Origin of the sequence: Mycobacterium montefiorense, from assembly GCF_003112775.1 — a bacterium.
GTDB classification, from domain to species: Bacteria; Actinomycetota; Actinomycetes; order Mycobacteriales; family Mycobacteriaceae; genus Mycobacterium; species Mycobacterium montefiorense.
In genome coordinates this window covers 15659-41770 of sequence record NZ_BFCH01000018.1, presented here as the reverse complement: position 1 = coordinate 41770, position 26112 = coordinate 15659, and the positions used below count along the sequence as shown (strand labels likewise).

Here is a 26112-nt window from a genome sequence, read left to right as displayed (position 1 = left end):
GTAGACGCCGATTTCGAGGACGGCCTGTTCGAGAGCGTGCGCCGGGGCATGATCCCCGCGCACATCTATAACGACAAGCAGCTGTTCGCGTTGGAGAAGGAGCGGCTGTTCAGCCGGGCCTGGACGTTCGTGGGCCACGAGTCGGAGATCCCCCAGGACGGCGACTACGTGGTGCGTCGGGTTCTCGACGATTCATTCATCATCACCCGCGACGCGGGCGGCAAGGTCCGGGCGATGTTCAATATGTGCCTGCACCGCGGTATGCAGGTGTGCCGCGCGGAGATGGGCAACGCCTCCAACTTCCGGTGCCCATACCACGGCTGGACCTACCGCAACGACGGCCGGCTCACGGGACTGCCCTTTCATCGCGAGGCCTACGGGGGCGACGAGGGCTTCGCGCGCAGCGCCAACAATCTGCTGCCGGCGCCGAACTTCGCCAGCTATAACGGCCTGCTCTTCATCAACCTGGATCCGCACGCGGAACCGCTGGAGGACTTCCTCGGCGACTTCACCTTCTATCTGGACTTCTACACCAAGCAGAGCGTCGCGGGTCTGGAAATGCATGGGCCACAACGCTGGCGGATCAAGTCCAACTGGAAGATCGGCGCCGAGAATTTCTGTGGCGACATGTACCACACGCCGCATACGCACGCATCGATCGTCGAGATCGGGCTGTTCCGGGAGCCGAAGGCGCAGAAGCGCAAGGACGGCGCCACCTACTGGGCGCATCGCGGCGGCGGGACCACGTACAAGCTGCCGCCGGGCAGCTTCGAGGAGCGGATGGGATACGTCGGCTATCCCGACGAGATGATCGAGCGGATCAAAGGCGTGTGGACGCCCCAGCAGCAGCGGGTGGTCGGCGAGGACGGGTTCATGATTTCGGCGGCGACCTGCTTTCCCAACTTGAGCTTCGTGCATAACTGGCCCAAGGTGCACGACCGGGAAGACCAGGTGCTGCCTTTCATTTCGATCCGCCTGTGGCAACCCATCAGTGAGAATGAAACCGAAGTGTGCTCGTGGTTCGCGGTGGACTCCGCCGCTCCCCCGCAGTACAAAAAGGACTCCTACAAGGCGTATTTGATGTGTTTCGGTTCGAGCGGAATGTTCGAACAGGACGACGTGGAGAACTGGGTGTCGTTGACCACGACCGCGGGCGGCTCGATGGCACGGCGGCTGCTGCTGAACAGCCGAATGGGCCTGCTGTCTGACGATCGCCCGGTGGTCGATGCGCTGCCCGCCGAATCCTTCCACGGCCCGGGGCGCGCGCAGGTCGGCTACAACGAGTACAACCAGCGCGAGTTGCTGAAGCTGTGGGCCGATTATCTGCAGGGAGCCGGCGCATGAGCCCACATTCATCAAGAAAAGCCTTGCCGTCCTTGCCCTTTGATGACGCCCGGCATCTTCAGGCGCATCAGTTCCTGGTGGACGAGGCCTATCTGTTGGACGCCCAGCGATACGAGGAGTGGCTGGACACGCTGACCGAAGACATCCGTTACGTGATGCCGGTGCGCGTCACGACGGCACGCGGCGCCGGGTTTGACACCGCACCGGGGATGGCGCATTTCGACGAAGACAAGTACTCGCTGACCCAGCGGGTCGCGCGGATGGGCACCGAGCACGTGTGGGCCGAGGACCCACCGTCGCGGCTGCGCCACTTCATCACCAACGTGCGCACCTTCGAATCCGACCCAACCGAAGGGGATGCAGCACAGCTGGTGGTCGAATCCGCCGAACTGCTGTTCCGCAGCCGCGGCGACGTCAACGAAAGCGCCTTGATGTCGTGCGGTCGCGAAGACCTGCTGCGCTGGTGCGAAGGTCGATACAAGCTCGCCCGGCGCACAATCATTGCCGACGAGGCGGTATTGCGGATGCAGAACTTGGCGGTGTTCCTGTGAATGATCAACTCGAGCAGTTGCTAGCCGGCACGGTCGGCGAACCACTCACGGTCGCGAACGAATTCACCGAGGTCGTGGTGCGCCGAGTTGACACCCGCAATGGTTCGAGGCTGTTGATCGGCGCGCCCAGAACCGGCCGGTGGATCAGCCTGGACGCCCTAGAGGTGGAGGCCCTGACGTGGCAGAACCCCCGGACGATGGCGGCAATGGTGGGGAATTCCGGTGCGCCGTTGCTGCCCGACCCGGAAAGCCCGCAGTCATGACCGCGTGGTTGGACGGTAAGCGTGCCCTGGTTGTGGGCGGCGGATCCGGAATCGGGCGGGCCGTTGTCGAGGCTTTCCTCGCCGAGGGCGCCAGAGTGGCTGTGCTGGAACGTGATCCACAGAAGTGCAAACTGCTGCGCGCACAGCTACCCGAGATTCGGGTGGTCGAAGGTGACGCCATCACCGGCGAGGCCAACCATCGCGCGGTTACCGAGACAGTCGATGCGTTCGGCGGGCTCGACATCCTGGTCAACTGCGTGGGAGTCTTCGACTTCTACCAGGGCGTGGCCGATCTCGATGCCGACAACCTCGCCGACGCCTTCGACGAAATGTTTCGCACCAACGTGCTGAGCCACCTGCAGTCGGTCAAGGCCGCGGTCCCTGCGCTGCGCGATGGCGCTGAGCCGTCGATCGTGCTGACCGAGTCGGCGTCGTCGTACCACCCCGGCCGCGGCGGCGTGCTGTACGTGTCGTCGAAGTTTGCCGTGCGCGGGCTGGTGGCCTCGCTGGCGCATGAGCTGGCGCCGCAGATCCGGGTCAACGGGGTAGCTCCGGGCGGCACGGTCAACACCGACCTGCGCGGCCTGACCAGCCTGGGGCTCAACGACACCCGCCTCGACGACTACCCCAACCGGGCACGCGACGTCGCCGCACGCACCCCGTTGAACGTCGCACTGTCCGGCGCGGATCATGCGTGGTCGTTCGTGTTCTTGGCTTCCGGCCGATCCCGCGGCATCACCGGTGAGACCATCCACCCGGACGGCGGATTCGGCATCGGCACACCAAAAGTCGAACGACCGTGACCGACGAGCTGAACCGTCAGCGCGCCCTGGTCGCCCAGGGCTGCCGAGTCGCCGCGGCCCGCGGCCTGGTCGACGGCATGCTCGGCCACCTGAGTCTGCGCGTCGATGACGATCATCTTCTCGTCCGCTGCCGCAGCGACGCCGACACCGGCGTGGCCGACACCGCGCCCAGCGATATCCGCCTGATCCGATTCGACGGCAGCGCCGGCGGAAGTGGCGAACTCGACGGATACCGCGTCCCCAACGAACTGCCCATCCACGTCGAAACCATGCAGGCGGATTCGCGGCACCGAGCCGTCGCGCATCTGCACCCGCCGGCGGTCGTCGCCGCGGATCTCGCCGGCGTCCCGATCCGGCCGATCTACGGGGCATACGACATTCCCGGCGCCTGGCTCGCCCGCCGCGGCGTGCCCGTCTACGAACGCGCCGTGTTGATCCGCAACAGCGCACTGGGCAAGGAGATGGTCGCTGCGATGCGCGGGCTACCGGTGGTGATCTGCCGCGGCCACGGGATCACCAGCGCCGCAGCCACTGTGCCGCAGGCGGTGCTGCAGGCGATCAGCCTCGACGCGTTGGCCCAGATGTCGTTGCGAGTGCTGTCGGCCGGAGGCACATTGCACGACATCGACGATGCCGACTGGGACGACCTGCCCGATTTGGGAGCCGCCTTCACCGCCGATGCGGCCTGGCGCCACGAGGTCGCACGGCTTGCGGCCGACTGAGGCGCCGCTCAGACCAGCTGATCGCCAATCTCCTTGGCCGCCTTGATAAGTGCGGCCGCCACCGATGCGTGCTGTGAATTGTCGAGCCGATGCCGCGGCGCGGCGGCGTTGAGCGCGAGCCGCAAACCGGGTGCATGAGTCGGTATCGGCACCGCGACCGAGGCGACACCGTCCTCGCTCTCCTCGCAGTTGATGGCGTAGCCCCGCTCACGAACGCAGGACAGTTCAGCCTCCAGCTCGGCACGGCTGCCGATCGATACAGCGGTGATGCGCTCCAACTGCTCGTCCGGCAGCAACACACCCAATTCCGGCTGCGGCAGCTGGGCCAACATGGCCTTGCCAGTCGAGGTGCAATGCGCCGGCATCGTCCGCCCCAACCGGGATGCCACCCGTACCGCGGCCGGGCCCTCGACCGCGGCGACAAAGCGGACGTTGGCGCCGTCGAGCATCCCGACGTGAATCGTCTCCCGAAGCTGGTCGGACAGGCCACGCATGACCGGTGTGGCGGAGCCCTGAATGTCGATGCGGCTGAAGATCGCAAACGCCACACCGGTGAGCGACGGACCGGGCAGGTAGGCCTTCGACACCGGGTCCTGCCGGACGAACCCGCGGTAGGCCAGCATCGCCAGCAGCCGGTGCGCGGTGGACGATGCCACACCCAGATAGCGGGTTGCCTCGCTCAGCCGGATCTGAGGCTGCTCGCCCAGCAAGAGCAGCAGCCGAAGCGCATTGTCGACCGACTCGATCGGGTACTGCGGCACAGGCGAATCGGCGGCGGGCTCGATGGCGTCCTGATGCCCCTTCTTCTGCACGAGTTCACGGTACTCGGAACAACATCCAGGTTGGGCGACTCACAGCACGCTCAGGACGGTTGCGCCGAGCAACCCCGCCATGACAACCATTACTGTCGCCGTCGCGATGGCCTTCCATCCGAAACTGCGGGCGACCATCGCGACGCCGGGGACGCTGATGGCAGGAAGGGTGATCAGCAGTGCACCAAGGGTCCCCGAGGAGGCGCCCAGCAGCGCCAGGCTCTGCAGGATCGGTATCTCCCCCGCTGTCGGAATGACGATGAGCGTGCCGACAATCGCTACGACTAGGACGATCAGTAGGCCTTGGTGCGGAGGTTGGGTCAGGGTGACCAGCCAGCCGCGGGACGCCCCGACGACGAGCACCATGATTGCGTACTCCGGCAACAGCACCAGGCACAAGCAGAGCAGTGAACGCACGAATCTACTTGCTGCCCCCGCGGACTCGGCCTCAGACGGCGCGACCGCCTCGGGCACCCGATGCCCAGCCTCCCACGCACCGGTGACCAGCCCCACCGACGCCGCAACTCCAACCACCGTCGCGACGCCAACCACCGCCCTGGTCAGCGTCCATTGCCAGGGAGCGACAAAGAACAAGAAAACAAGTACTGCGGGATTCAGCAACGGATTCCCGAGCCAGTAGGCAATGGCCGCGGTGCGCGTGACGCCGTTGCGCCGCAACGTGACAGCCACCGGGGCGGCGCAGCACGTGCACATCATCGACGGCATGCTCGCAACTCCGCCTGCCAACGCGCTCGAGACAATGCGGCGGCGGTTCAGCACACACGGTAGCCACGATCGCGGCACGAGTGCCTGGACCGATGCGCTGACCAGCAGGGCCACCACCAGTGCCGGCCATATCGATGCGAAGTAGGCGTGAAAGAAGGTCGTGGCCGCATGCCATGTCGGTGCATCCCCGGCGCGCACTCCGCCGACACCGAGGATGCTGGAGCCCGGCCAATGGTGCGTCCGCTGTGCGGCCAGGGCTTCGGCGAGATAGGGCGTCCACTTCGCCCAGAGCAGCCCGACCACGAAGACGGCCGATGTGATCAGAACACCTGTCGCGACGCGCCCACGCCCCTGCAGCCGGGGCGCTACAAACTCGGTCCACGTACCCGGGCTCATTCAGTTTTCCTGCGCAACTTGAGCTTTCGCCCACCGGTAATCGGCCTTGCCGGACGGTGACCGTTGCAGACGGTCGCGAAAGACAACGGCTTTTGGCAGTTTGTAGCGTGCGAGATGACGGGCGGCTTCGGCGATGATGCTGTCGGGGTCGGCCTGCTGACCGTTGGCCAGCGCAACGACCGCGACCACCTCGTTTCCCCACCGGGTGCTGGGCCTGCTGGTCACCACCACGTCGTACACGGCGGGATGCTCGGCGATGGCGGCCTCGACTTCTTCGGCGAAGATCTTCTCGCCACCGGAATTGATCGTGACCGAATCGCGGCCCAGCAGCTCGATCTCGCCGTCGGCGAACCAGCGGGCGCGATCGCCGGGAACGGAATGCCGGATCCCGTCGATCACCGGAAACGTCCGCGCGGTCTTCTCCGGATCACCGAGGTAGCCCAGCGGGATCAGACCTTGCTGGGCCAGCCAGCCAATTTCGTCCTCCCCCGGCGACAGAATCCGGGTCATGTCCTCGCTGACCACCACCGCGCCCGGGTTCGGAGCAAACCGTCCGCTGCCGCCCTGGGCACGACTGGACACCTGCCCCATCTGCGAGCCGGACTCCGACGATCCACCCGCGTCGAGGATTGTCAGCTGCGGCAGCAGGTCGACGAATCGCTGCTTGAGCGGCGCGCTCAGCGCTGCTCCGCCGGTGACCAGTATCAGCAGCCCGGACAGGTCGTAATCCCCGGATTCGAGCGCATCGACCAGGGGCCGCCCGAAGGCGTCGCCGACGATCGACAGCGACACCACACCCTCCCGGCTGGCCAGCGCCAGCGCTTCGGCCGGATCGAAGTGGGTGGTCGTCGGGGCCATCACGAACGGCCGCCCGCCGCACAGGTTGATGAACGCCGCCCATTGCGCCGCCCCGTGCATCAGCGGCGCGCACGTCATCGAGCCGGGGCCGTCGGCCCGCGATCGCTCGACGATCTCTTCCAGGCTGGCCACCATCTCTCCGGTTCCGAATATCCGGCCACCCATCGCGTTCAGGTAGATGTCGCTCTGGCGCCACAGCACCGCCTTGGGCAGCCCGGTGGTGCCGCCGGTGTAGAGGACGTAGAGGTCGTCGGGCGACAACTCGAGGTCGAGCGGCTCGTCGGACACCGAGGCCAGCAGTTCCTCGTAGCGCACCGCCCCGGGCAACGGGCCGTTTCCGGAATCGTCGTCGACGTGGATCAGCCGCATCGGCGGCAGCTGGGATTTCTCCAGCGCCTCGGCCAGGGTCGGGGCGAAGCGCGCCTGGTACATCACCGCGTCGGCGCCGGCATTGCCCAGCAGATAGACCAATTCGTCGGCGACGTAACGATAGTTCACGTTGAACGGGGCCACCCGCGCCTGGTACGCACCGAGCATGCCCTCGAGGAACTCGTTGCAGTTGGCCATGTACAGCCCGAGGTGGCTTTGGCCCGATTCATGTGCCGCCAGCTCGCGGCGTTCCCGGCGCGCGCCGAACCCCCACTCGTGCAGCGCGCGCGAGCCGGCGGGCACGTCCGTCAGTTTGCGAGAAGGTGAATCGTCGGTGTCCAAATACAATGCAGTCGCGATCGGGATTTGCAGCGGCTACCGCCGAGAACACTTGGGCGAGATTGAATTCCACTGACTCTCCTCACGCCGACAGACCCGGCGAGAGCCACGCTACAACAGCGTTTCGGGGCGGATATCACGCATCCGAATTCGGAACGGGATTAGTCTCGGCATCGTGTACGGAGCTACGCGGGCCGGATACTCCAGATACGTCGCCATCGGTGACAGTCAAACCGAAGGCCTTTGGGACGGCGACGAAACCACCGGCCTCCTGGGGTTCGCCGACCGACTAGCCGTCATGCTCGACACGCTCTACCCCGGTTTGCAGTACGCCAACCTCGCGGTCCGCGGCAAGAAGCTGGGTGACGTGCTCACCGAGCAGGTTCCGCAGACCCTGGCGATGAAGCCGGATCTGATCACCGTGTGCGTCGGAATGAACGATGTCATCCAGCCTGGGCGACAGTTTCCGCGTGCCCTGGCCGAGCTCGACTATGTCTACGCCGCGCTCGCCAGATCGGGCGCGACGGTGCTGACGACGACTTTCCCGAACGTCGCACAATTCCTGCCGTTCGGCCGCATCGTGTCCAAACGGCTTGACCGGATGAACAACGCGATCACGGTCGCCGCCGGGCGCTACGGTTTCAGGCTCATTGACCTGTACAACGCCGCCTCGATGCGCGACTGGGATACCTGGAGTTTCGATCGCGTGCACGCCTCCCCCAAGGGCCACATCCTATTCGCCGCCGCCGCCGCCGAGGCCCTCAATTTGCCTGACAGCAGCCATGATTGGGCCGCAGCGCACCCGAATCCCACGCAATTGTCGATTGCCGACGGTGCTTACGGAAGGCTGCGCTGGACGCAGGACAACTTCTTCCCCTGGCTCTGGCGCCGGATGCGCGGCTTGTCCGCGGCCGACGGTCGATTTCCCAAGCGCCCGGAGCTGCAGCCCGTCCGCACGGCGCACGACACCGCACCAACCAACGACATTGCGGCGCGGCGCCGACAGCAGTCAGGCATCCTTGACGCATGAACGTGGAAGCTTTGCTGCATTCCATCCCGCCGCTAGCGGTCTACCTCGTGGTCGGGGGCGTGGTCGGGGTAGAGAGCCTGGGTGTGCCGCTGCCCGGTGAGATCGTTCTGGTCAGCGCGGCGCTGATGTCGTCTCATCACGACCTTGCCGTGAACCCGATCGGTGTCGGTGTCGCCGCCGTGATCGGCGCGGTGATCGGCGATTCGATCGGCTACTCGATCGGGCGGCGCTTCGGCATGTCGCTCTTCGACAAGCTGGGCAAGCGCTTCCCGAAGCACTTCGGCCCGGGGCACGTCATGCTGGCCGAGCGCTTGTTTGATCGCTGGGGAATTCGGGCGGTGTTCTTCGGGCGCTTCATCGCACTGTTGCGGATTTTCGCCGGACCGCTGGCCGGCGCGCTGAAAATGCATTACCAGCGTTTCCTGGCGGCCAACGTGTCAGGCGCCATCTGCTGGGCGGGTGGCACGACCGCGCTGGTCTATTTCGCGGGCATGGCCGCCGAACGATGGCTGGAGCGCTCCTCCTGGATCGCGCTCGTCGTTGCGGTCGTGATCGGCGGTATCGCCGCAATCCTGCTGCGTGAGCGGACATCCCGCGCGATCGCTGAACTCGAGGCGGAACACGAACGCAAGACCGGAACCGCCGCGGCCGACGCCGCCTGACTAACCGGCCGCCTCCCCAATCTCGGTGACCTCGACCGGCCGGTGTTGCTCGATCAGCACTATCGCCATCTTCTGGGCGCGTCGCGCAGCTTCCAGGTCACCCACCGCCGCGAGAATGATGGCCCCCTTCATCAGGATGTGCCACGACGACGCGAAGTCCTCGACGTCGGTGAGCCCCGCCGCGACGGCACGGCGGCGCACGATGTCGCGGACGTGGTCGATGTGCGCGATGCTGGCCTGGCCGGCGGGGTGATCGGCGCCCAGCTCGAGCAGCACGTTGATGAATGAGCAGCCTTCGTAGCCGTCGCGGAGCTGGAACCAATCGTGCATGACGTCAAAGATCGCCAGCAGCTGTTCCTCGGGTGTATCGCCGCGCTGTTCGGACTGCGCCTCGATCAGCCCGTGCGTCCAGATCTCTTCGCGGCGCTGCAAGACAGCCAGCACGAGGTCGTTCTTGGTGGCGAAATGCCGGTACAACGTGGCCTTGGCCACCCCGGCTCGGTCGATCACCTCATCGGTGCCGACCGCATGAATCCCACGCCGGCTGAACAGGTCGTATGCCGCGTTCAAGACCCGTTCACGAGCAGACGGAGGTGCCGGCACGTTGTCGGAGGTTGCCATATTTCGGCTTACGATACTCTTATGCCCGCCAGGTAGACAGACCGCCCTGTCTCGTTATACAAAGGAGATCCGCAGTTCGCGGAAAGTCTGTCTTCAGACACAAGGACGGACATCCATCGCGGCGCCGGAGGCGTCGGATTAGGAGTCCCCAAATGAAGACAACTGCCGATCTCGCACCCCCCACCTCGAGCCCGCACCTTCAGCTCAGCACGCGGCTGGTCTATGAACTCGGCGACCCGCACAGCACGCTGCGGGCGACCACCGATCGCCGCGGCCCGGCTGTGCTCATCTACGCGGGCGGCGAGATCGATGCCGCCAACGAGCAGACATGGCGTCATCTGGTCAGCGAGGCGGCCAGCGGCGTCGCCTCCCCCGGCCCCCTGATCGTCGACGTCACCGGACTGGATTTCATCGCCTGCTGCGCGGTCGAGGTGCTGGCCGAGGAAGCAGAAAACTGCCGCCGCCGCGGAGTCGAAGTGCGGTTGGTCAGCCCGCAGAGGATCGTCGCCCGTATCGTCGACGCCTGCGGGCTCGGCGGCGTGCTGCCCATTTACCCGACCGCGGATTCCGCGCTGGCTCGTTAGCGACATGTCTTGAGCCGCAATCGGCGTCTCGGGTCGAAAGGTTGATTGAGCTGGATGCATCATCTACCCAGCTTTGGCGTGGAAGAAGAGTTTCTCCTCGTTGACCCCGAGACTGGCGAACCGGCTCCAGTCAACAACGAGGTGGCCGCGGCGGCTCAGCAGCGGGGCGTCAAACTGCAGCTGGAATTGAGCAGCTGCCAAGTCGAAACCACCTCCGAGGTGGCCGCGAGCAGTGCGGAACTCAGCGCGGAGCTCAAACTGCTGCGGCGCACCGCGGCCCAGGCCGCCGAGGCCAGCGGAGTTCGGCTGCTTGCCCTGGGGCTGCCGCCGGTCACCCCGCACGAGTTCCCGGTCACCGACACCGAGCGTTATCGGCGAATCGGTGCGGAGTTCGGGATGATCGCCCACGAGCAAGGCATCAGTGGATGCCATGTGCACGTCCAAGTTCCGGGCCGGGCGGCCGCCATCAAGGTCAGCAACTGGCTGCGGCCGTGGCTGCCGTCTTTGCTTGCGCTGTCAGCGAATTCGGCGGTGTATCGCAGCGCCGACACCGGCTATGCGAGCTGGCGCAGCATCCTGTGGCGGCGCTGGCCGGCCGCCGGCCCGCCGCCGTTCTTCGCCTCACCCGAGCAGTACGACCGCACGGTGCGCATGCTTATCGACAGCGGGGTGATTCTGGATCACCAGATGATCTATTGGGATGTGCGCCCGTCGGCCAACTTCCCGACCGTCGAGGTGCGGGTGGCCGACGTCCCGGCGACGGTCGAGGAAACAGTGCTGCTTGCCACCCTGATCAGGGCCGCGGTGATGACCGCACTCGAAGCGGATGGCCGCGGCGATGACGGCGCGCGCCTGCCGCCGGCCGCACTGCGGGCGGCGTACTGGAAGGCCGCTCACGACGGACTGTCGGGTCAATTGCTCGACTCAGCCCACGACCACGCGCCGGTGCCGGCCCGTCAGCAGCTCGACGCACTGGTGCAACGGGTGCGTCCAGCGCTCGATGAGCTGGGCGAATACGACCACGTGCAGGCCGAACTCGACCGCGTCTTGGCCGAGGGCAACGGGGCGATGCGGCAGCGCAAGGCATGGGAGAGGCGAGGCGACGTGATGGACGTCATCGCCCAAGCTGCGGCTGCCACCCAGGGTTGAGCTGGGCTACACCGTCAGCAGCCGATACAGCCCGATCAGGCCGACAGTCACGATCGCGAAGCGCAATGCGGCCGGCGATAACCGACGCCCGTAGCGCGCCCCGACCACTCCGCCGACCAGTGAGCTCGCCGCGATGATTCCGGCCACCGGCCAACTGATCCGATCGAAAGCCACCAACGTATAGCCAACCGCTGCAACAACATTCACGACCAAGGCCAGAAGATTCTTTGCCGCGTTCATGCGCTGCATCGACTCCGGCAACAGCGCGCCCATGACACCGACCAGCAAAATGCCCTGTGCGGCGGTGAAGTAGCCGCCGTAGATGCCGACCACAAACGTTCCGAATACGAGTAGCGCCATCCGCCGCGGTGAGACGTGTTCGGCAGGGCGCCCGTCGGCCTCGGCACGCTGCCGTGCCCAGGATTGAATCCGCGGCCCCGCCACCACCAGCGCCAGAGCCAGCACCAGCAGCGCGGGCACCACCTTGATGAATACGTTCTCGGGCAGGTGTAGCAGCAAAAACGATCCCAGCACGCCACCGACCAGCGACGCCGGGATCTGCCAACGCAATCGATCCCACTGACCATCCAGCTCGGCGCGGTAACCCCAGGTGCCCGAGACGCTACCGGCGACCAGACCGACCGCGTTCGACATGGTGGATGTGACGGGCGGAAAGCCGAGAGCGACGAGCGTCGGGAACGTGATCAAGGTCCCCGATCCGACCAACGCATTGATTGCGCCAGCGGCGAACCCGGCCAGGCCGATCACGACGACATGGGAAGTCAACACTTCGGAAAATTTAGTCGGCCATCGCGTTGAGCCGACAATCGTGCAGCTGAGCGCCTTTTCGTCAGGCCGGAGGTGCTTGCGCGCCGCGGTCTACTCCAGTGCGCAGCTTGACCGAGGCCGAGTACGCAAGGCTGCGGAAATGCAGCACCGGATCGTCGGATGGTTCGATGCCGTCGGTGACCCGCATCGGGTCGAACACGACGATGTCGCCGCCGTGCTCGCGCTCGGTGTCCAGGCCGGTGATCTCCAGGGTGCCGACGGTGACCGTCTCGACGCTTCGCCAGGGCGCCGACGGGTCGACCGTCGAGTCCTGTGGCCCGGCGATCTGCACGCGATAATCGAATCGCACCGGCCCTTGTGCCAGACGCGTATTCAGCTCCTCGGTGAGGAAGTCGGAGCCCGCACCGTGCGCGTCGGACCCCGAGAGGTAGCTCTCGCCCGCGGCCGGGATCAGGTGGTAGCGAACGAATCTGGCGTTGCCGTCGGCGCTGATCCAGCGGAATGCGTGCAGCCCGTGATACTCGATGGTGGCATAACTGGCCGGCACCTTGTTGGCGTCGCGCAGCACCGGCAACGCGCCGAGCAGTCGAGGATGCGTGACGAAGTATTTGACCATCCGCAACGGTGTCGTCAGAGCGGGTCGCATCGCTTTGAGCAGATCGACGAAGCCCTCCGGCTTGCTCGAGACGAATAGCCGGGCGGTCTGCGTCGACACGTCGGTGGTGGACCCGTCGGGCAGGGTGAACTTCACCGCCGCCCCGCGAACTCCCGGCGAGCCGTCGGCTTGCTTCGGGTTACCGGAGCCGTTGGAGAAGCGGATCAGCGCGGGAATCGTGGAGCCGTCGAGGTGTTTCGCGCGAGAGAGTTCGGCCGCGTCACCGGTGGCGATGAATGTGCCGCGGTACAGCATGCCTTTGGCATGCAGCGCGCGATAGCCGGGTTGTGCTCCCCCGGTACCGCGAATCGCATCGATCGCGTCGTCAGCGGAGACAGGGCTGCCCATCTGCGAATCCTAAAGGCATCAATCAGGAAAACCGAAGAGTTTGACGACACCGTGATCGCGACCCGCGGTGTAGCCGCCGTCGACGGCGATGGCCTGGCCGCTGACGAATGACGCATCGAGCGACAACAAGAACGCCGCCATGGCCGCGACCTCGTCCGGCCGGCCGAGCCGTTGCAGCGCATGTTCTTCAGTGATGGAGGCCAGCGGACCCTCCATCCCTGGCAGGCCGAAAACGCTTTGGGCCATCGGTGTATCGATGAAGCCGGGGCAGATCACGTTCGCCCGGATACCGCTGGGACCGTAATCGAGCGCAATGTTCTTGGTGAGCAGCACAACCCCACCCTTGGCGGCGTTGTAGGAGCTGCCGCCCGCGGTGCCTTCCAATCCCTCGACGCTGGCGACGGTCACGATTGAGCCGCGCTCACCGTCGACTCTTTCCTGTTCGATCATCTTGGCCAGGGCCGCCTTGGCCACCAGGAACGTGCCGGTGAGGTTGATCCCGATCACCCGATCCCATTCCGCGCGGTCCAGCAGATGAACCGGGCCGCCCCCGGCGACACCGGCGGCGTGAAAGATCCCGTCCAGGCGGTCGGGTACGGCGGCCAGCACGGCCTCGATGGCAGCTTCGTCGGTCACGTCGGCCGTCACGAAGTGGAAGTCTGGGCCCATATCGGGTGGGGATTCCAGGTCGGCTCCGACGACGGTTGCGCCCTCGGCGAGCAGGCGCCGCGCGGTAGCTAGGCCGATGCCCGACGCTGCACCGGTCACGACGAACGTGCGACGACGAGCGCGATCAACCTTGGCCATGATTGAATTCCTTTATCAGAGGGTTTGCCCAGCAATGGTTACATACGTTGTCAACACGATTCTGCTAGGCCGTAACTCCCAGTGTCGCACTAGCATTTTCCGTGTGGAGTTGCGTCATCTTCGTTATTTCGTAGCGGTCGCCGAAGAGCTGAATTTCGGTCGCGCCGCGAAACGTTTATGCATTGCCGGACCGTCGCTTTCGCAGCAAATCAAGGTGCTGGAGCGGGATCTGCGGGTGCGATTATTCGATCGCGACCGCCGCTCTGTAACGCTTACAGCAACCGGTGCGGCGTTGCTTCCTTCGGCACGCACGCTGCTGGATCAGGCAGATCAGTTGCGCCGGTCGGCAATCGGGTTGTCACTGGCCGAACCCGTGCGAGTTGGCTACGCGCAGTGGCTTCCCCCGGATTTGACCGATCGGACGGCGGCGGTGGCGAAGGTGCACATCGACACGTGGGTGCTGCCTTCGCACGCCCAGGTGGCCCGGGTCGCCGAGGGCGGCATCGATTTGGCGATCTGCGGGGTGCGTTCTGCCGACCTGGACAGGCATGGACTGAACGCGCATCTGATTGGCGCAGAACAGCTTTACGCGGTCAGCGTCGGCTCGGATGCCTCTCCGGTCGATGCGGCCGACACGGTCGTGTTGCTCGATGCCGACTCCGGCAGCTGGTTTTCGTGGAACCGGTACGGTGAGCAGTTCGCCAGAGAGACCGGCGCTCGCACGGTGCGGATCAGCGACGGCGGTTTGGCCGCCCCAATGTTTTTCGAACATGTTCGCAGGCTGGGCCGGCCAGTGCTGAGTTCCCCCAAGGCCCAAACCGCCGGGCTGCCAGCCGACCTGGTGCAGCGCCCCGTTGCCGCGCCCACGCCGTTCTGGACGTGGTCGCTGGTGTGGCGCCGCATCGAGAATCGCGAAACCGTCCGCGGCGTGATCGACGCGTTGACAAGCGCCGCCGATCTTCCCGATCTTGACGAGGCCTGGCTTCCCTTCAGTGACCCTTACCGGTCGCGAATCACCCTGGCAACCACGTGAATACGCGGTTCATACCGTGCTACTGATGCGCTCCGATATACCCAGCATCGACTTTCCGTAGACCTCACAGCCGACGGTTGCCTGCAAGCCTGCGTGCCGCGCCGCGGTGTTAGCGTCGCGCCAATACTGTTGCAGCTGGTTGGATTCCGCGAAGCTTCCGGCTCCATGCGCATCGACCAGGATGGACAGCGCTTCGATTACCTGCTGGGCGGCATAGCCGAGCCGAGCGCGAAACTCCGCGCGAGCGGCGTAGTCAACGGTCTGCTCTGCGGCGGCGGCCGCGTCGAGGGTGGCGGCCATGTCGTAAATGTGCAGTCGCGCCGTGCTGATACGCATCGCCGCCTCGGCGATACGTATTTGCAGCCCAACAGATTCGCTTTGACGTGAAATCGTGGTACCGGCAAGCGGTTTGGTCTGCGCTTTGTCCACCACAAAACGCAGCGCCGCGCGGCCGACTCCCAACAGCGGACCCAGCAGCGGCACCATCACCGCCGGCGCGGACGGCAGCCGGTACATCGGCTCGTCGACCGGAAGCGGCCAGTTTCCCTCGGCTATCGCGCCGAGGGAAACTGTCCGATCGTCGGGGACGAAGACATCTTCCCCGACCCAGGTGTCACTGCCGGTTCCCCGCATACCGACAGTGCGCCAAGTATTTTCCAGCGCCATCTCAGATGCCGGCATTGCGCACAGCATCGCCTCCTCCGGCTCGCCGGGGAGGACGGCGCCCAGTAACGCCCAGTCCGCGTGATGAGCGCCCGAGGCGAACGGCCAACGCCCGGAGACGCTCAGTCCTCCCGGCACTCGCTGAGCCGTCCCGGGATGGGTGGACCCGGCGAACCGCGCGTCGGGATTCACGCCGAAAAATTCCTCTTGCGCCTGCGGCGAATACCGGGCGCCCATCCAGCTCCCCGTCGCTCCGAGCACGACCAGCCAGGACGCGGAGGCGTCGGCCTCCCCCAACACCTCGCCCACCTCAAGCACGGTGCTGGCGCCGACGGCGAAGCCGCCGAAGCGCTTGGGCGTCTGCAGCCGGAACATCCCTGCCTTGGACAGTGCGGCATCGACCGGGTCGGGTAGCCGGCGAAGCGATTCACCCGCCGCGGCGTGCCTGCGTAAAACCGGCTGCAATGCGCGGGCGAGGGCAACAACTTCCTCGTGTGTCGGAAGATCGCATGCCAGGACGCTGTGACTCATCACAGCTGATCATTCGCTCCACAACATGGCTTACGCCATGACCGGCTTGCTCCCAGGATAGAGGCACCCACTCTCAATGGAACGGCATGTGGACAGGGTGACTAGCCTTGGCTTGACTGAACTCGGGACCCCACGGACTTCGATGAGCGGAGCACTAATGCCAGCAACCGACGTCAGCACCGGCACGACGGAGACGCTCGTCGGCATGGTCGAGCAGCACGCGAGGCACCGACCCGACGACATCGCAATCCACTTCGGTGGGCAGCAGTGGTCATGGGCGCAGTGGGCTATGCGGATTCGGCAGACCGCCGGAATGCTGCGGGACGCCGGCCTGCGGCGCGGCCAGGTGGTGGCCTTCCTGGACAAGAACCACCCCGCTTGTCTGGAAACCCTGCTCGCCGCAACGTCGATCGGCGCGGTGGCCACGATCGTCAACTGGCGGGTGATCGGCGACGAACTCGTCCACGTGCTCAATGACAGCGGCGCGCGCGTGGTCTTCGTCGGCGCCGAGCTGCTGCCCGCGGTCGACGGGATCCGCGCGAAAGTCCCGGGCGTGGAACGCATCATCGTGGTGGGCGGCGACGACGACGAATACGAGTCCTTGCTTTCCGCGGCGTCACCCGCCGATGTTGATCCCGACGTTGCCGACACCGACACGGCGCTGACGATATATAGCTCAGGCACCACCGGGCGCCCCAAGGGTGTGCAGCTGACCCAGCGAGCGGTGGTCAATCACATCGTGAATCTGTCTCCGCCGTTTCCGTTCTCGGACGGCGACGCCAACTTGGTGGCCATGCCGTTGTTCCACGTCGGTGGCATCGCGTACGCGTTCTTCGGCATACGCGCGGGCGTGCCGACGTTTTTGACCCGCGAGCCGGATGCCGCGACGCTGATCGGCGCGGTGAAAGCCGGTGCGACGCATGCATTTTTGGTACCTCCGGTAATCGCCCGATTTTTGGATGCCGGAGAGGCGGCCACCGCCGCGCTGTCGAGTCTGCGCTACCTGGTCTATGGAGCGGCGCCGATGCCGGTGCCGCTGCTGCAGCGAGCGCTCGCGGCGTGGCCCCGGATGAACTTCGTGCAGGTGTATGGGCAGACGGAGTTGTGTGGTGCGATCGCCGCGCTGGATGCCGAGGACCATCGCAATTCCAGTCGGCCTGAATTGCTGATGTCGGCCGGAAAAGCCGCTCAGGGCAACGAAATTCGTATTGTCGATCCCGATTCGGGCGAGCGGGTGCGCAACGGTGAGTCCGGTGAGGTGTGGGTGCGCAGCGATCAGCGGATGATCGGATACCTGAATCGGCCCGAGGCCACCGCAGACACCATCACTGCCGACGATTGGCTGCGCACGGGTGACATCGGGCGCCTCGACGACGACGGCTACCTTTTCATCGAGGACCGGCTCAAGGACATGGTCATCACCGGAGGCGAGAACGTGTACGGGCCCGAGGTGGAAAGCGTGCTCCAAGAGCATCCCGGAATCTCCGATGCCGCGATCATCGGTGTGCCCGACGATCAATGGGGCGAGTCGGTCAAGGCGATCGTGGTCACCGGCGCCCAGCTAGAGCCTGCCGAGATCATCGAGTTCTGCCGCAAACATCTGGCCGGTTACAAATGTCCGCGAACGGTTGATTTCGTGAATGAGCTGCCCCGCAATGCGAGCGGAAAGATCCTGAAAAACCAGCTGCGCGAACCATATTGGAAGGATCGCGCCCGCAAGGTGTGAACCTGGCTTTACCGAACCCCGGACTACAGGGCGATATGAGTCTCGGGCAGCCCGGCCTGCGCCCAGACAAGATGCTGCCCGCTCGCGGTGGCACCGGCGCCGATCCGGCCGGATACCCGGGTGAAAATCGAACTCACCGCGCTGCGTAGGCCCCGATGTTATAGCCTGCTTTCAACCCGATATCGATTCTCTGCGAATGCAATCAGGGGCGCCATGGGCGAGGTAGTAGACGCGCAGCGACAGGATTGCGCGATCGCTGTGCTGGGCGGCCCCACGACAGTCATCGATATCGCAGGTCGCAGGATCGTGATGGACCCCACGTTCGATCCGCCCGGCCCCCACGACTACCTGACGAAGCTCACCGGTCCCGCGGTGAGCGCCGAGGACCTTGGGCGCATCGACGTGGTACTGATCAGCCACGACCAGCATCCCGACAACCTTGACACTGCCGGCCGCCGGCTGGCGCAGGCCGCACCGCTGATCGTCACTAACCCTGGCGCCGCGCGCCGCTTCGGCCCTCCGGCGGTGGGGTTGCAGCCGTGGCAGTCCTTCTACCTACCCGGCGAACTCGGACGCATTGCGGCACAAGCGGTTCCGGCCGTGCACGGCCCGGCCGACGGGGTGCGTGACATGGAAGGCCACGTCAACTGTGAGGTGACCGGTTTCGTGTTGTACGGGCCCAAACTGCCCACCATCTATCTCAGCGGCGACAACGCCTCGTTGAGTGCCGTCGGCGAGGTGGCGGACCGCATTGGCGATATCGACATCGCGGTGCTGTTCGCTGGGGCCGCGAGTGTGCCGACCAAGGAACGCGGGCGACCGCTGACGCTGACCTCGGCACGCGCGGCCGCGGCCGCCGAGGTCCTCGGCGCCCAGGTGGTGATTCCGGCCCATGTCGACGGCTGGGCCCACTTCAGCGAAGGTCCCAGCGAATTCGCCGCGGCATTCGACCAGGCCGGGATCAAACGGGTGCTGCGCACCGCCACCCACGGCGAGTGGATCGACCTGAAGTAGGCGGGTAACGCCGTCAGAGGCGTCCCGGCGTCCGCAGCTCCGGATGCACCCAGTCGGGCGAGCGCCGCTCCTTGAATGCGCGGACTCCCTCACGGGCCTCGGTGTCCATCAGGCTGGCGGTCATGCCGATGCGGTCGTAGAGACCCAGATAGCTGTCGATGCTGGATTTGATCACGTTGCGGGCGCGCGGCGCGGTCCGGCAGCTTTGCGCGAGCAGCTCGCGGGCCACCTCGAACAGGCTCTCGTGCGGCACGACCCTGGTCACCAGGCCCCAGTCGAGAGCTTCCTGCGCGGACAGCACCCGGCCGGTGAACATCAGGTCGCGGGTGCGCACCGGCCCGATCAGGCGGACCAGCATCTGGCTGTAGTAGGTGTCGGCGTAGCCGCGGAACAGCTCGGGCACCCGGAAGGTCGCGCGCTCGCTCACCACGGACAAGTCACTGCACAGCGCGATCTGCATGCCGCCGCCCTGGCATAGCCCGTTGACGGCGGACACGATGGGCTTGGCCGAGGTCCGCACGGCGTCGAACGGCGTGACGTCCATCCCCAGCGCGGCGCCGAAGGTGATCCAGTCGTCCACGCCTCCCCCGCCGGTCATGTCACCGCCGGGCGCGAACACGTCTCCGGTTCCGGTGATCAGCAACCCGGAGAGGCCGGGTCAGAATTGACAACGCCTACGGCATAACGGAGTCCGAAGTACATGGCGGGCGTCATGGCGTTGCGCGCCTCGGGGCGATCGATCGTGCACACTGCGATCGGTCCCTCGCGCTCGAATGACAAGTAAGGGGTGCCCAGCCAATCCCCGTCCGGGGGGCGGGGTGTGCTCTGCGGTGTCGGCAGGGTCTGCGCCACGGGACTCCTCCAGGATCGCGCTCGCTACTGAAACTCTTACAGTATGCGCGAGGGGCCTACACGAAAGGCAGCGTGGCGATCTCGCTGATCTCGGACATGCTCATGACCAGGTTGCGATGCTTGTCTTGCAGCGCGGTCGAGGCGTCTCCCACGGCCTTGTCACATTGCGGACAGCGCGTGGTGAACTGCGGCTGATCCTGTTCGTCCGGCCAGAATCGGCGCGGCCCGACCTGAACACCCGGATCGAAGACGACCTGCTGGTGGGGGGCTTCCTTGAGGATCCTGCCGACGGGATGGCTCTGCGGGCATTCGAGTTTCAGGATGCCGATCCCTTCCTGGTTACTCATGGTTCGCTCCTCTGCGGGTGTTGGCTTGGTGCTGGTGCTGATTGTTGTCGTCACGCGCTGGGCGTAAACGTGTAGGTCTCGCCGTGGGCGAGGTAGACGAATTTCTTCTTCGCCGACGAGGCCTCGGCGGCGATTTTGAAGTCATCGATGCCGGAGAGAAACACCGAGAAGTCGTTGTAGCAGATCAGCGTGGTGGCGTTTCCGGTGAAGTAGACGCCGCCCTCGCTGAAATCTGCTGTCCCCGTGCCTGTTAGCTCCAAGGAAGTCATCTCGCCTGCTCTCTGGGCTGGGGAATACCGCAGCTTCAGTCTGGGTGAGATGTAGCTTGCATGCCAGGGCGGAATTCGGTATCGGCCTAGCCGATGGCTCAAGGGGAATGACGGCTGGGCGAAACGCCCTGTGACCTGTAACGATGTTTGTGGTCCCGGCTGGGATCGAACCAGCGACCTTCCGCGTGTGAAGCGGACGCTCTCCCACTGAGCCACGGGACCGGCGCCAAGAGGCGAACGACGTCGAAGACTAGCACGAACCGCCGGTCGCAAGCACAGCAATATGCGCCCTCACGAGTCGCCCTATAACCTAGAGCGACAACGTACCAAGAGATTTGTGCGCGCCCGCGTAGGTGGACTATCGTCGTCCTTCGCACCGGGCGACGATCTCGTCCGTTGCGCGCGGATGTAGCGCAGTTGGTAGCGCATCACCTTGCCAAGGTGAGGGTCGCGGGTTCGAATCCCGTCATCCGCTCGAAGGTGCACATGGCATCAATCCCAGCGGTGGAGTGGCCGAGTGGTGAGGCAACGGCCTGCAAAGCCGTGCACACGGGTTCGATTCCCGTCTCCACCTCCAAAGTTTTTGCCCAGCGCGATTAGCTCAGCGGGAGAGCGCTTCCCTGACACGGAAGAGGTCACTGGTTCAATCCCAGTATCGCGCACCAGGGTTCTTGCAGTTCAGAGTGCCACCGCGGCCACCGTTGACGCTGGTCGGGGTTTCGGTCATTGGCGCCAACCGGGCACCCCGCAGCGCCCCGTCCGTGCCGCCGTGAAGCGAGCGTCACGTGGTAGATGCCGTAGATCGTGATTGCGCGGAGCGTCCCTCAAGCGTGCCTAGTCGGTCACTCGTTGCAGTGGCTACTGGCGGAACCACGCTCGGTGTTCGTCAGGTAGCTCAGAACGTGAGTCTTGCCGGTGCCTCTCCGCCCGTAAACGCTCTGGTGTTGGGGTGAGCAAAGCATCGCCTCTAAAGGTGGAGTACTGACGAAGGTCTTGGAGAGTGTCTCGTCGTCAGCACCCTCCGACCGCCTGTATGCACGCATCAGGGCAGGATTCGACGCTGGAAGCGTATGCGCCTGGTCGATTGATCACCCCAGCTTTGTGAAAGATTCTCGTGGGTCGCGTCTAGCTGCGAAGGCGGAACCCCGTCGGTCAATCGATGCAACCTTCAAGAGCGGCCAGCGCTCCATGGAACTTCACAGGCATCGTCCCACGTCTGAATCGAACACGTTCTAACACATAATGCTGCGCGCGGCGAGTGTGCGTTCATAAAATACGAATCAAGCGACTCGTCTGCCATCTAGCTTGGGAGATGACATGAGCATCAGTGTGATTACGTACTCAGCCCTGAGCGACAAGTGTGTGTCCCAGCAGCATCCATGGAGCGTTATTGACGTCTCAACGCCCAACGCCCAGCTCGCTGGCGTCCTCGCGGGATTCATGCTCCTCGCAATAACAACACTCCTGACTATGAAGCGTGCCAATCTCGAAGCCGCAGAAAACGCTGTCGTTTATTTGGGATTGGGAGTCATAGTCCTTGGGCTGGACAGTTACCTCTTCGGCTCCATCGCTGCCATAAAACCGGACGAGCACTCGGATTACCAAGAGGTTTGCAAGCGGGCCTGGCTAGATTTTATGCCTGCGGCGGGACTCCTCGGAGTCGGTGCGGTGCTACTTGTGGCGGGCCTCGCCTGGGTAATCGCTCGGCATGACTGGGGCGGCGACAGTGCGGAATTTACCACTCGCGCAAGCTACGCCGCTCTGGTTGTCATACTTGGGCCGCTGACTCTGCTGGCATATAACGCAATAAACTTCATCGACGAGATGCGCGGCGAACTTGACGAAATCTGCACAGACGCACAGGGATTCGGAGTAGCAATTGTTTGTATTTGCTTCATTGTTTGCACCGCGATGGTGCTGCGGACCCTCATTAGGGTTGCGTCGGGGCGGCGCGGTGTAGTCGACTCTAAACGTGCGCGGTTTTGGGTCTCGACCCCTTGCATCGTGTATCTTCTTGTGGCCCTTGGATTCACAGTACTCTATCCCTGGCTGCCGGACTCGCATTCAATTTTCTACTTCGCCATCGGGATCGTCTTGTGCATGGTCGTCCCCTCAATAATTTTCGTTTCGATCGCATTCGCAATGCCGGGAAGCTATGTCCCCTCACAGCAGGCTAACGGTGAGCCCTCGGACCTGCCTGCCAGCAACCCGCCGCCAAAGGGTGAGTCAGGTGAGGCTCCGTAATACAGCCACCGCCAGCCCAGACCACGACTGCGGGCGAGTGAGTACGTCGGGTGGGATGTCCTTAACCTAAGCCGGCCGCAAGTTGGTCTTCGGTCAGGCGGCGGGCCCAGTCCGCAAGTCCCTCGGTGTTGAGCTGGGGTTGAATCCCGGCGGTTCCGGCCAGACCGGGTGAGCTGGCCGCCGTGACGAGCCCGGGGATCGGGCTGGTGGCGGTGTAGGTGACGGTGCCGGAGACGTTGGTGATGGTCGCGCCGGTGGCGGAGTTGGCGGCGGTGGTGAGGCTTGTTCCCGGACCGAGGATGACGGAGCCGGCGTTCAGGGTGCCGGTGGACCCGAGTATGGGGAACAGCGGGGTGGAGGTGAGGGTGACGGGCGTGGGGCCAACGGTGATGAGGCCGGGCGTGACCGCGACACCTCCCTCCGACCATCCAGGTCCGGCCAAGAACGCGGTGCCGGGTTGGAGGGTGATGGAGGCAGCGTTAGCGGCGTGGACCAGGAAGCCGCCGAGGGCGTTGTCGGGCGACACCAGGACCGTGCCGGCGTTGACGAGCATCTCGGTGTTGGTCCCGACGGTGATGACGCTGCCGGGCGGGACGTTGGCAGATTGGCCGGGCGGAAGGGAGACGACGTAGTCGGTGAGCTGGGACGTGGGGTTAGCCGACACCTGCTGCACCGTGTTAGTCGACACCTGCTGCACCAGGGATTGGGTGCGGGCGCTGGTCAGATTGCCCGCGTTCTGGGCCATCGACCGGGCCTGATCCGCCTGCCCGGACGGGTTGGTGGTCTGCGGCGGCTCGTCGAACGACGTCAGGGTGCTCACGGTCGTCGAGTCGGCAGCATAGGTGTACATGGCGGTGGCGTCCTGGACCCACATCTCGCCGTACTGGGCTTCGGTGGCCGCGATCGCCGGGGTGTTCTGCCCGAAGAAGTTGGTCGCGACCAGAGCCATCAGCTGGGCCCGGTTGGCCGCGATCATCGGTGGGGGCACCGTCATGGCGAACGCCGCCTCATAAGCCGCGGCCGCCGCGTACGCCTGAGCCGAGGTCTGGGCGGCTTGGGCGGCGGCCGCTTGCATCCAGGCCACATATGGCGTGGCGGCGGCGGTCATCCGCATCGACGACGGGCCGAACCATGTCTGCCCGGCCAAACCTGAGACTTCCGAAAAGTAGCCGTTGGCAGCCGATTCCAGCTGCTCGGCCAGTGCATCCCAGGCCGCCGCGGCGGCCAGCATCGGGCCCGATCCGGGACCAGCATACATGCGACCGGAGTTGATCTCCGGCATGAGCAACCCAAAATCCATGGCGTCTTTGCCTCGCGACTAGGGGGTGTGCCCGTTACACCGCAACTGATGGGAACGTCAGTATGTTTCATAACGACCCGCGAAGGAAGTAAAAACGCCGAATCAACGATAGATAAACCCCTCCCGAACTCGATGGCTCAGCAGGGGGCGATGTCTAGCCGCTGATGGGCCGCTTCATGATCACCGGGACCCGACCGTTGTTCGCGCGCCCGCGTGTCCACGACGACCGCCAGCTCGAAGTGCGAATCTTCCTGCAGCCCAAGAAAATTCGCTGATTACTTACCGTTGAAGCGTGGTTCGCGCTTGGCCGCGAAGGCGGTGAGACCTTCCTTGGCGTCCTGCGAACGCATCACTTCAATCACGAAGCGCTGCTCTATCTTGCGGGCGTCCTCGTCGTCGATCCATCCACTGCGCAGGATCGATGCCTTCGCGTTGCGCACGGCCAGTGGCCCATTGGCCACAACGCGGGCGGCGATCTCGCGCGCTTTCTCCAACGATTGACCCGTGGGCACGACATGGCCCACCAAGCCAAAGTGATACGCCTCGGCGGCCGTAAGGGGCTCGCCAGTCAGAATCATCTCCATGGCTTTTGTGTAGGGAATCTGGCGCTTGAGGCGGACCGTCGAGCCGGCTCCCGCGATCAGGCCGAACTTGGCCTCGGGCAACCCGAACGTCGCATGCTCCTCGGCGACTCGAATATCGGTCTGCTGCAACATCTCGCAGCCTCCGCCAAGACAGGCGCCGTTGACGGCGGCGATCAACGGCTTTGTCAGGGAGCGACTCAACAGCAGACCCGCACTGATGATGCTGCCGGCCGACTTCCCTTCCGGCACAGCGTCGTTCCCAGTGCCGTCTTTGGCACCCCGGACCATCCATCCATCGGCGAGGTCACCGCCGACGCAGTACGAGGATCCTTCTCCCGTCAGGATGGCCACGCGAATGCCGTCATCGGCGTCGATCTCATCCCAGGCCTGCGCCATCAAAGTGATCATCGCCGGCGTCAGGGCGTTCTTGCGCCGCGGGTTGTTCATCGTGAGCACCACGACACTGCCGTCGCACTGCACCTTCAACTGCGGCTCTTCGGTTCGCGATTTGTCGGCCACCTCGGCTCCTCTGCTCGCCCCTCGTGCCCTGCTGAGTCTGACCGATCCGAGGACAACTCTAAGAATCGGGTTCGGCGGGCCAGCCGATCGCATCCAACCGTCGCTGCACCCGGTCGAGATCATCCAGGGAGGGCAGCTCGTCGGTTACCCGGGTGATGGCCGCACCGATATCGGCGACGTCGACGTTCAACTCACCGCTGGTCGCGAGGTGGATGGCCACCTCGGTTACCTCGTCATTGGTCAGCCTGCGCCGCAGCAATGCCAGCAAGGGGACGTGATCGGTCGGCGGCACGCCCTGCGGGTAGCCGGCGCGGATGAACGCCACGATTCTGGCGGCAAGATCGCCCAGATTCGCCATTACGTCCCCAATGCAGTTGTAGGCCCGATTAGACCCTCAAACTACAGCTCGGGTGACCAACTGTGTCCATGGTGTCGAATCAGCGGCGTCGCCGGCTGGCGGACTAACGTTGACCGATGCGGACGGCCTATCACCAGCAGCTCGATGCGCTGAAGCACGGCATCGGCGACATGTGTGGCATCTCGGGCACCGCGATGCAACGGGCGACCCAGGCCCTCCTTGAAGCCGACATCGGCGTGGCCGAAACCGTGATCAGCGAACACGAGGATTTTCTCGCCTACGCCGCCCAGGCCGAGAGCGACGCCTTCAACCTGCTGGCGCTGCAAGCTCCCGTAGCCACGGATCTGCGCGCGGTCTTCAGCAGCTTGCAGAATGTCGCCGACGTCGACCGGATGGGTGCCCTGGCGCTCCATGTCGCGAAAACCGCCCGTCGGCGGCACCCCGCACACGCCATCCCTGACGACGTCAAAGGCTACTTCGCTGAAATGGGCCGCATCGCCGTCAGTATCGGCGGTGACGTCAAAGATGTTGTGTTGTCCGGTGATCCCGAACAAGCGGCCAGACTGGCCGACGAAGATGACGCCATGGACGAGCTGCACCGGCACTTGTTTACGGTGCTGATGGACCGGGACTGGCAGCACGGCGTGGCAGCCGCCGTAGACGTGACGCTGCTGGGCCGGTACTTCGAGCGGTTCACCGACCACGCCGTAGAAATCGGCCGCCGGGTCATCTTCCAAGCCACCGGCGGTCCCAGCAACTGACGCAATTCCGGCGCGCGCAGGCAGAACACCAGCCATCGACCACGCGGAGTACATTCCGAAAGTTGTAACTCTCCGCGGCACCC

General features: G+C 64.9%; 27 protein-coding genes, 4 tRNA genes and 2 pseudogenes. 17 read left to right on the top strand and 16 right to left on the bottom strand.

The features are described from left to right. Window positions 1–48 precede the first annotated feature (48 nt). Genes DB708_RS12875 through DB708_RS12855 form a run of 5 tightly spaced genes read left to right on the top strand, consistent with a single transcriptional unit; the run spans window position 49 to window position 3683 of the window. Window positions 49–1344 carry a Rieske 2Fe-2S domain-containing protein gene (locus DB708_RS12875; protein ID WP_108924145.1) on the top strand — a complete coding sequence of 432 codons (1296 nt, stop codon included), beginning with the start codon at window positions 49–51 and terminating at the stop codon, window positions 1342–1344. Beyond that, the gene (locus DB708_RS12870; RefSeq protein WP_108922373.1) at window positions 1341–1895 is read left to right on the top strand and encodes a 3-phenylpropionate/cinnamic acid dioxygenase subunit beta; all 555 of its coding nucleotides are present in this window, start codon (window positions 1341–1343) and stop codon (window positions 1893–1895) included. Before DB708_RS12875 ends, DB708_RS12870 begins: the two co-directional genes overlap by 4 nt. Beyond that, complete coding sequence (locus DB708_RS12865) at window positions 1892–2158, top strand: dihydrodiol dehydrogenase (protein ID WP_108922371.1); 267 nt, start codon at window positions 1892–1894, stop codon at window positions 2156–2158. The genes DB708_RS12870 and DB708_RS12865 overlap by 4 nt, the downstream gene beginning before the upstream one ends. Continuing rightward, window positions 2155–2961: a 3-(cis-5,6-dihydroxycyclohexa-1,3-dien-1-yl)propanoate dehydrogenase gene (gene hcaB / locus DB708_RS12860; RefSeq protein WP_108922369.1), complete on the top strand. Its 807-nt coding sequence runs from the start codon at window positions 2155–2157 to the stop codon at window positions 2959–2961. Before DB708_RS12865 ends, hcaB begins: the two co-directional genes overlap by 4 nt. Further along, window positions 2958–3683, top strand: coding sequence for a class II aldolase/adducin family protein (locus tag DB708_RS12855; RefSeq protein WP_108922367.1), 726 nt, complete (start codon window positions 2958–2960; stop codon window positions 3681–3683). Before hcaB ends, DB708_RS12855 begins: the two co-directional genes overlap by 4 nt. A gap of 8 nt (window positions 3684–3691) precedes the next feature. Here DB708_RS12855 and DB708_RS12850 read toward each other — a convergent pair whose 3' ends face one another. The 3 genes and pseudogenes from DB708_RS12850 to DB708_RS12840 all read right to left on the bottom strand — a co-directional run bounded on the left by DB708_RS12850 (window position 3692) and on the right by DB708_RS12840 (window position 7256). Continuing rightward, window positions 3692–4495: an IclR family transcriptional regulator gene (locus DB708_RS12850; protein WP_108922365.1), complete on the bottom strand. Its 804-nt coding sequence runs from the start codon at window positions 4493–4495 to the stop codon at window positions 3692–3694. A 39-nt stretch (window positions 4496–4534) separates the two neighbouring features. Then, window positions 4535–5617 (bottom strand): permease, encoded by a 1083-nt coding sequence (locus DB708_RS12845; RefSeq protein ID WP_108922363.1) that lies wholly within the window; start codon window positions 5615–5617, stop codon window positions 4535–4537. Next, a pseudogene (locus DB708_RS12840) lies at window positions 5618–7256 on the bottom strand (acyl-CoA synthetase). A gap of 102 nt (window positions 7257–7358) precedes the next feature. On the opposite strand from DB708_RS12840, the gene DB708_RS12835 reads away from it, so the two are divergent. After that, entirely contained in the window at window positions 7359–8213 is an 855-nt protein-coding gene (locus DB708_RS12835; RefSeq protein WP_108922361.1) for an SGNH/GDSL hydrolase family protein, read from the top strand. Then, on the top strand, window positions 8210–8875 hold the full coding sequence (locus tag DB708_RS12830) for a DedA family protein (protein WP_108922359.1): 666 nt from the start codon (window positions 8210–8212) through the stop codon (window positions 8873–8875). Before DB708_RS12835 ends, DB708_RS12830 begins: the two co-directional genes overlap by 4 nt. Here DB708_RS12830 and DB708_RS12825 read toward each other — a convergent pair whose 3' ends face one another. Further along, a complete protein-coding gene (locus DB708_RS12825; RefSeq protein WP_108922357.1) occupies window positions 8876–9496 on the bottom strand; it encodes a TetR/AcrR family transcriptional regulator in 621 nt (206 codons plus the stop codon). Between the two features lie 152 nt (window positions 9497–9648). Between DB708_RS12825 and DB708_RS12820 the strand changes: the two genes are divergently transcribed. Together DB708_RS12820 and DB708_RS12815 are read left to right on the top strand one after the other, a co-directional pair. Continuing rightward, window positions 9649–10080, top strand: coding sequence for an anti-sigma factor antagonist (locus tag DB708_RS12820; protein WP_108922355.1), 432 nt, complete (start codon window positions 9649–9651; stop codon window positions 10078–10080). Between the two features lie 54 nt (window positions 10081–10134). Continuing rightward, window positions 10135–11229: a glutamate--cysteine ligase 2 gene (locus DB708_RS12815; RefSeq protein WP_108922353.1), complete on the top strand. Its 1095-nt coding sequence runs from the start codon at window positions 10135–10137 to the stop codon at window positions 11227–11229. A 6-nt stretch (window positions 11230–11235) separates the two neighbouring features. Here the strand turns inward: DB708_RS12815 and DB708_RS12810 are convergent, their stop codons facing one another. The 3 genes from DB708_RS12810 to DB708_RS12800 form a co-directional block, all read right to left on the bottom strand. Beyond that, window positions 11236–12018 carry a sulfite exporter TauE/SafE family protein gene (locus DB708_RS12810; RefSeq protein WP_108922351.1) on the bottom strand — a complete coding sequence of 261 codons (783 nt, stop codon included), beginning with the start codon at window positions 12016–12018 and terminating at the stop codon, window positions 11236–11238. 61 nt (window positions 12019–12079) lie between these two features. Continuing rightward, entirely contained in the window at window positions 12080–13021 is a 942-nt protein-coding gene (locus DB708_RS12805; RefSeq protein ID WP_108922349.1) for a catalase family peroxidase, read from the bottom strand. 18 nt (window positions 13022–13039) lie between these two features. Further along, complete coding sequence (locus tag DB708_RS12800; RefSeq protein WP_108922347.1) at window positions 13040–13828, bottom strand: SDR family NAD(P)-dependent oxidoreductase; 789 nt, start codon at window positions 13826–13828, stop codon at window positions 13040–13042. A gap of 103 nt (window positions 13829–13931) precedes the next feature. Here DB708_RS12800 and DB708_RS12795 point away from each other — a divergent pair, with 103 nt between their 5' ends. Next, complete coding sequence (locus tag DB708_RS12795; RefSeq protein WP_201263510.1) at window positions 13932–14861, top strand: LysR family transcriptional regulator; 930 nt, start codon at window positions 13932–13934, stop codon at window positions 14859–14861. Window positions 14862–14870: 9 nt separating this feature from the next. Here the strand turns inward: DB708_RS12795 and DB708_RS12790 are convergent, their stop codons facing one another. Next, entirely contained in the window at window positions 14871–16055 is a 1185-nt protein-coding gene (locus tag DB708_RS12790; RefSeq protein WP_108922345.1) for an acyl-CoA dehydrogenase family protein, read from the bottom strand. A 157-nt stretch (window positions 16056–16212) separates the two neighbouring features. Between DB708_RS12790 and DB708_RS12785 the strand changes: the two genes are divergently transcribed. Together DB708_RS12785 and DB708_RS12780 are read left to right on the top strand one after the other, a co-directional pair. Next, a complete protein-coding gene (locus DB708_RS12785) occupies window positions 16213–17781 on the top strand; it encodes a long-chain-fatty-acid--CoA ligase (protein WP_108922343.1) in 1569 nt (522 codons plus the stop codon). A 213-nt stretch (window positions 17782–17994) separates the two neighbouring features. Then, window positions 17995–18795 carry an MBL fold metallo-hydrolase gene (locus DB708_RS12780; RefSeq protein ID WP_108922341.1) on the top strand — a complete coding sequence of 267 codons (801 nt, stop codon included), beginning with the start codon at window positions 17995–17997 and terminating at the stop codon, window positions 18793–18795. 13 nt (window positions 18796–18808) lie between these two features. Here the strand turns inward: DB708_RS12780 and DB708_RS12775 are convergent. The 4 genes and pseudogenes from DB708_RS12775 to DB708_RS12760 form a co-directional block, all read right to left on the bottom strand. Continuing rightward, window positions 18809–19647 (bottom strand): annotated as a pseudogene (locus tag DB708_RS12775) (enoyl-CoA hydratase/isomerase family protein). A 56-nt stretch (window positions 19648–19703) separates the two neighbouring features. After that, the gene (locus DB708_RS12770) at window positions 19704–19994 is read right to left on the bottom strand and encodes a hypothetical protein (protein WP_108924141.1); all 291 of its coding nucleotides are present in this window, start codon (window positions 19992–19994) and stop codon (window positions 19704–19706) included. A gap of 50 nt (window positions 19995–20044) precedes the next feature. Beyond that, on the bottom strand, window positions 20045–20263 hold the full coding sequence (locus DB708_RS12765) for a hypothetical protein (RefSeq protein WP_108922339.1): 219 nt from the start codon (window positions 20261–20263) through the stop codon (window positions 20045–20047). Between the two features lie 150 nt (window positions 20264–20413). Beyond that, a tRNA-Val gene (locus DB708_RS12760) sits at window positions 20414–20485 on the bottom strand. Window positions 20486–20665: 180 nt separating this feature from the next. Between DB708_RS12760 and DB708_RS12755 the strand changes: the two genes are divergently transcribed. The 3 genes from DB708_RS12755 to DB708_RS12745 all read left to right on the top strand — a co-directional run bounded on the left by DB708_RS12755 (window position 20666) and on the right by DB708_RS12745 (window position 20928). Next, window positions 20666–20738 (top strand) — tRNA-Gly (locus tag DB708_RS12755). Between the two features lie 28 nt (window positions 20739–20766). Beyond that, window positions 20767–20840 (top strand) — tRNA-Cys (locus DB708_RS12750). A 13-nt stretch (window positions 20841–20853) separates the two neighbouring features. Beyond that, window positions 20854–20928 (top strand) — tRNA-Val (locus tag DB708_RS12745). 177 nt (window positions 20929–21105) lie between these two features. Here DB708_RS12745 and DB708_RS28365 read toward each other — a convergent pair. Further along, on the bottom strand, window positions 21106–21306 hold the full coding sequence (locus DB708_RS28365; RefSeq protein ID WP_420873717.1) for an ORC-CDC6 family AAA ATPase: 201 nt from the start codon (window positions 21304–21306) through the stop codon (window positions 21106–21108). Between the two features lie 274 nt (window positions 21307–21580). Between DB708_RS28365 and DB708_RS12740 the strand changes: the two genes are divergently transcribed. Further along, window positions 21581–22507, top strand: coding sequence for a hypothetical protein (locus DB708_RS12740; RefSeq protein ID WP_108922337.1), 927 nt, complete (start codon window positions 21581–21583; stop codon window positions 22505–22507). 61 nt (window positions 22508–22568) lie between these two features. Here DB708_RS12740 and DB708_RS28080 read toward each other — a convergent pair whose 3' ends face one another. From DB708_RS28080 to DB708_RS12725, 3 genes are all read right to left on the bottom strand, one after another. Further along, on the bottom strand, window positions 22569–23807 hold the full coding sequence (locus tag DB708_RS28080) for a PPE family protein (RefSeq protein ID WP_108922335.1): 1239 nt from the start codon (window positions 23805–23807) through the stop codon (window positions 22569–22571). A gap of 275 nt (window positions 23808–24082) precedes the next feature. After that, window positions 24083–24910: an enoyl-CoA hydratase-related protein gene (locus DB708_RS12730; RefSeq protein WP_261859513.1), complete on the bottom strand. Its 828-nt coding sequence runs from the start codon at window positions 24908–24910 to the stop codon at window positions 24083–24085. A 58-nt stretch (window positions 24911–24968) separates the two neighbouring features. Then, entirely contained in the window at window positions 24969–25268 is a 300-nt protein-coding gene (locus tag DB708_RS12725; RefSeq protein ID WP_108922331.1) for a DUF3349 domain-containing protein, read from the bottom strand. A 116-nt stretch (window positions 25269–25384) separates the two neighbouring features. Between DB708_RS12725 and phoU the strand changes: the two genes are divergently transcribed. Then, window positions 25385–26029 carry a phosphate signaling complex protein PhoU gene (phoU, locus tag DB708_RS12720; RefSeq protein ID WP_108922329.1) on the top strand — a complete coding sequence of 215 codons (645 nt, stop codon included), beginning with the start codon at window positions 25385–25387 and terminating at the stop codon, window positions 26027–26029. The last annotated feature ends 83 nt before the right edge of the window (window positions 26030–26112 follow it).

What these genes read in the sequence shown, in the direction of transcription:
- DB708_RS12875 (WP_108924145.1), top strand. Translation starts at nt 49, where the DNA reads ATGATCCCCGCGCACATCTATAACGACAAGCAGCTGTTCGCGTTGGAG.
- DB708_RS12870 (WP_108922373.1), top strand. Translation starts at nt 1,341, where the DNA reads ATGAGCCCACATTCATCAAGAAAAGCCTTGCCGTCCTTGCCCTTTGAT.
- hcaB (WP_108922369.1), top strand. Translation starts at nt 2,155, where the DNA reads ATGACCGCGTGGTTGGACGGTAAGCGTGCCCTGGTTGTGGGCGGCGGA.
- DB708_RS12845 (WP_108922363.1), bottom strand. Translation starts at nt 5,617, where the DNA reads ATGAGCCCGGGTACGTGGACCGAGTTTGTAGCGCCCCGGCTGCAGGGG.
- DB708_RS12830 (WP_108922359.1), top strand. Translation starts at nt 8,210, where the DNA reads ATGAACGTGGAAGCTTTGCTGCATTCCATCCCGCCGCTAGCGGTCTAC.
- DB708_RS12825 (WP_108922357.1), bottom strand. Translation starts at nt 9,496, where the DNA reads ATGGCAACCTCCGACAACGTGCCGGCACCTCCGTCTGCTCGTGAACGG.
- DB708_RS12820 (WP_108922355.1), top strand. Translation starts at nt 9,649, where the DNA reads ATGAAGACAACTGCCGATCTCGCACCCCCCACCTCGAGCCCGCACCTT.
- DB708_RS12815 (WP_108922353.1), top strand. Translation starts at nt 10,135, where the DNA reads ATGCATCATCTACCCAGCTTTGGCGTGGAAGAAGAGTTTCTCCTCGTT.
- DB708_RS12805 (WP_108922349.1), bottom strand. Translation starts at nt 13,021, where the DNA reads ATGGGCAGCCCTGTCTCCGCTGACGACGCGATCGATGCGATTCGCGGT.
- DB708_RS12800 (WP_108922347.1), bottom strand. Translation starts at nt 13,828, where the DNA reads ATGGCCAAGGTTGATCGCGCTCGTCGTCGCACGTTCGTCGTGACCGGT.
- DB708_RS12790 (WP_108922345.1), bottom strand. Translation starts at nt 16,055, where the DNA reads ATGAGTCACAGCGTCCTGGCATGCGATCTTCCGACACACGAGGAAGTT.
- DB708_RS12785 (WP_108922343.1), top strand. Translation starts at nt 16,213, where the DNA reads ATGCCAGCAACCGACGTCAGCACCGGCACGACGGAGACGCTCGTCGGC.
- DB708_RS12780 (WP_108922341.1), top strand. Translation starts at nt 17,995, where the DNA reads ATGGGCGAGGTAGTAGACGCGCAGCGACAGGATTGCGCGATCGCTGTG.
- DB708_RS12770 (WP_108924141.1), bottom strand. Translation starts at nt 19,994, where the DNA reads ATGAGTAACCAGGAAGGGATCGGCATCCTGAAACTCGAATGCCCGCAG.
- DB708_RS12765 (WP_108922339.1), bottom strand. Translation starts at nt 20,263, where the DNA reads ATGACTTCCTTGGAGCTAACAGGCACGGGGACAGCAGATTTCAGCGAG.
- DB708_RS28365 (WP_420873717.1), bottom strand. Translation starts at nt 21,306, where the DNA reads ATGCGTGCATACAGGCGGTCGGAGGGTGCTGACGACGAGACACTCTCC.
- DB708_RS12740 (WP_108922337.1), top strand. Translation starts at nt 21,581, where the DNA reads ATGAGCATCAGTGTGATTACGTACTCAGCCCTGAGCGACAAGTGTGTG.
- DB708_RS28080 (WP_108922335.1), bottom strand. Translation starts at nt 23,807, where the DNA reads ATGGATTTTGGGTTGCTCATGCCGGAGATCAACTCCGGTCGCATGTAT.
- DB708_RS12725 (WP_108922331.1), bottom strand. Translation starts at nt 25,268, where the DNA reads ATGGCGAATCTGGGCGATCTTGCCGCCAGAATCGTGGCGTTCATCCGC.
- phoU (WP_108922329.1), top strand. Translation starts at nt 25,385, where the DNA reads ATGCGGACGGCCTATCACCAGCAGCTCGATGCGCTGAAGCACGGCATC.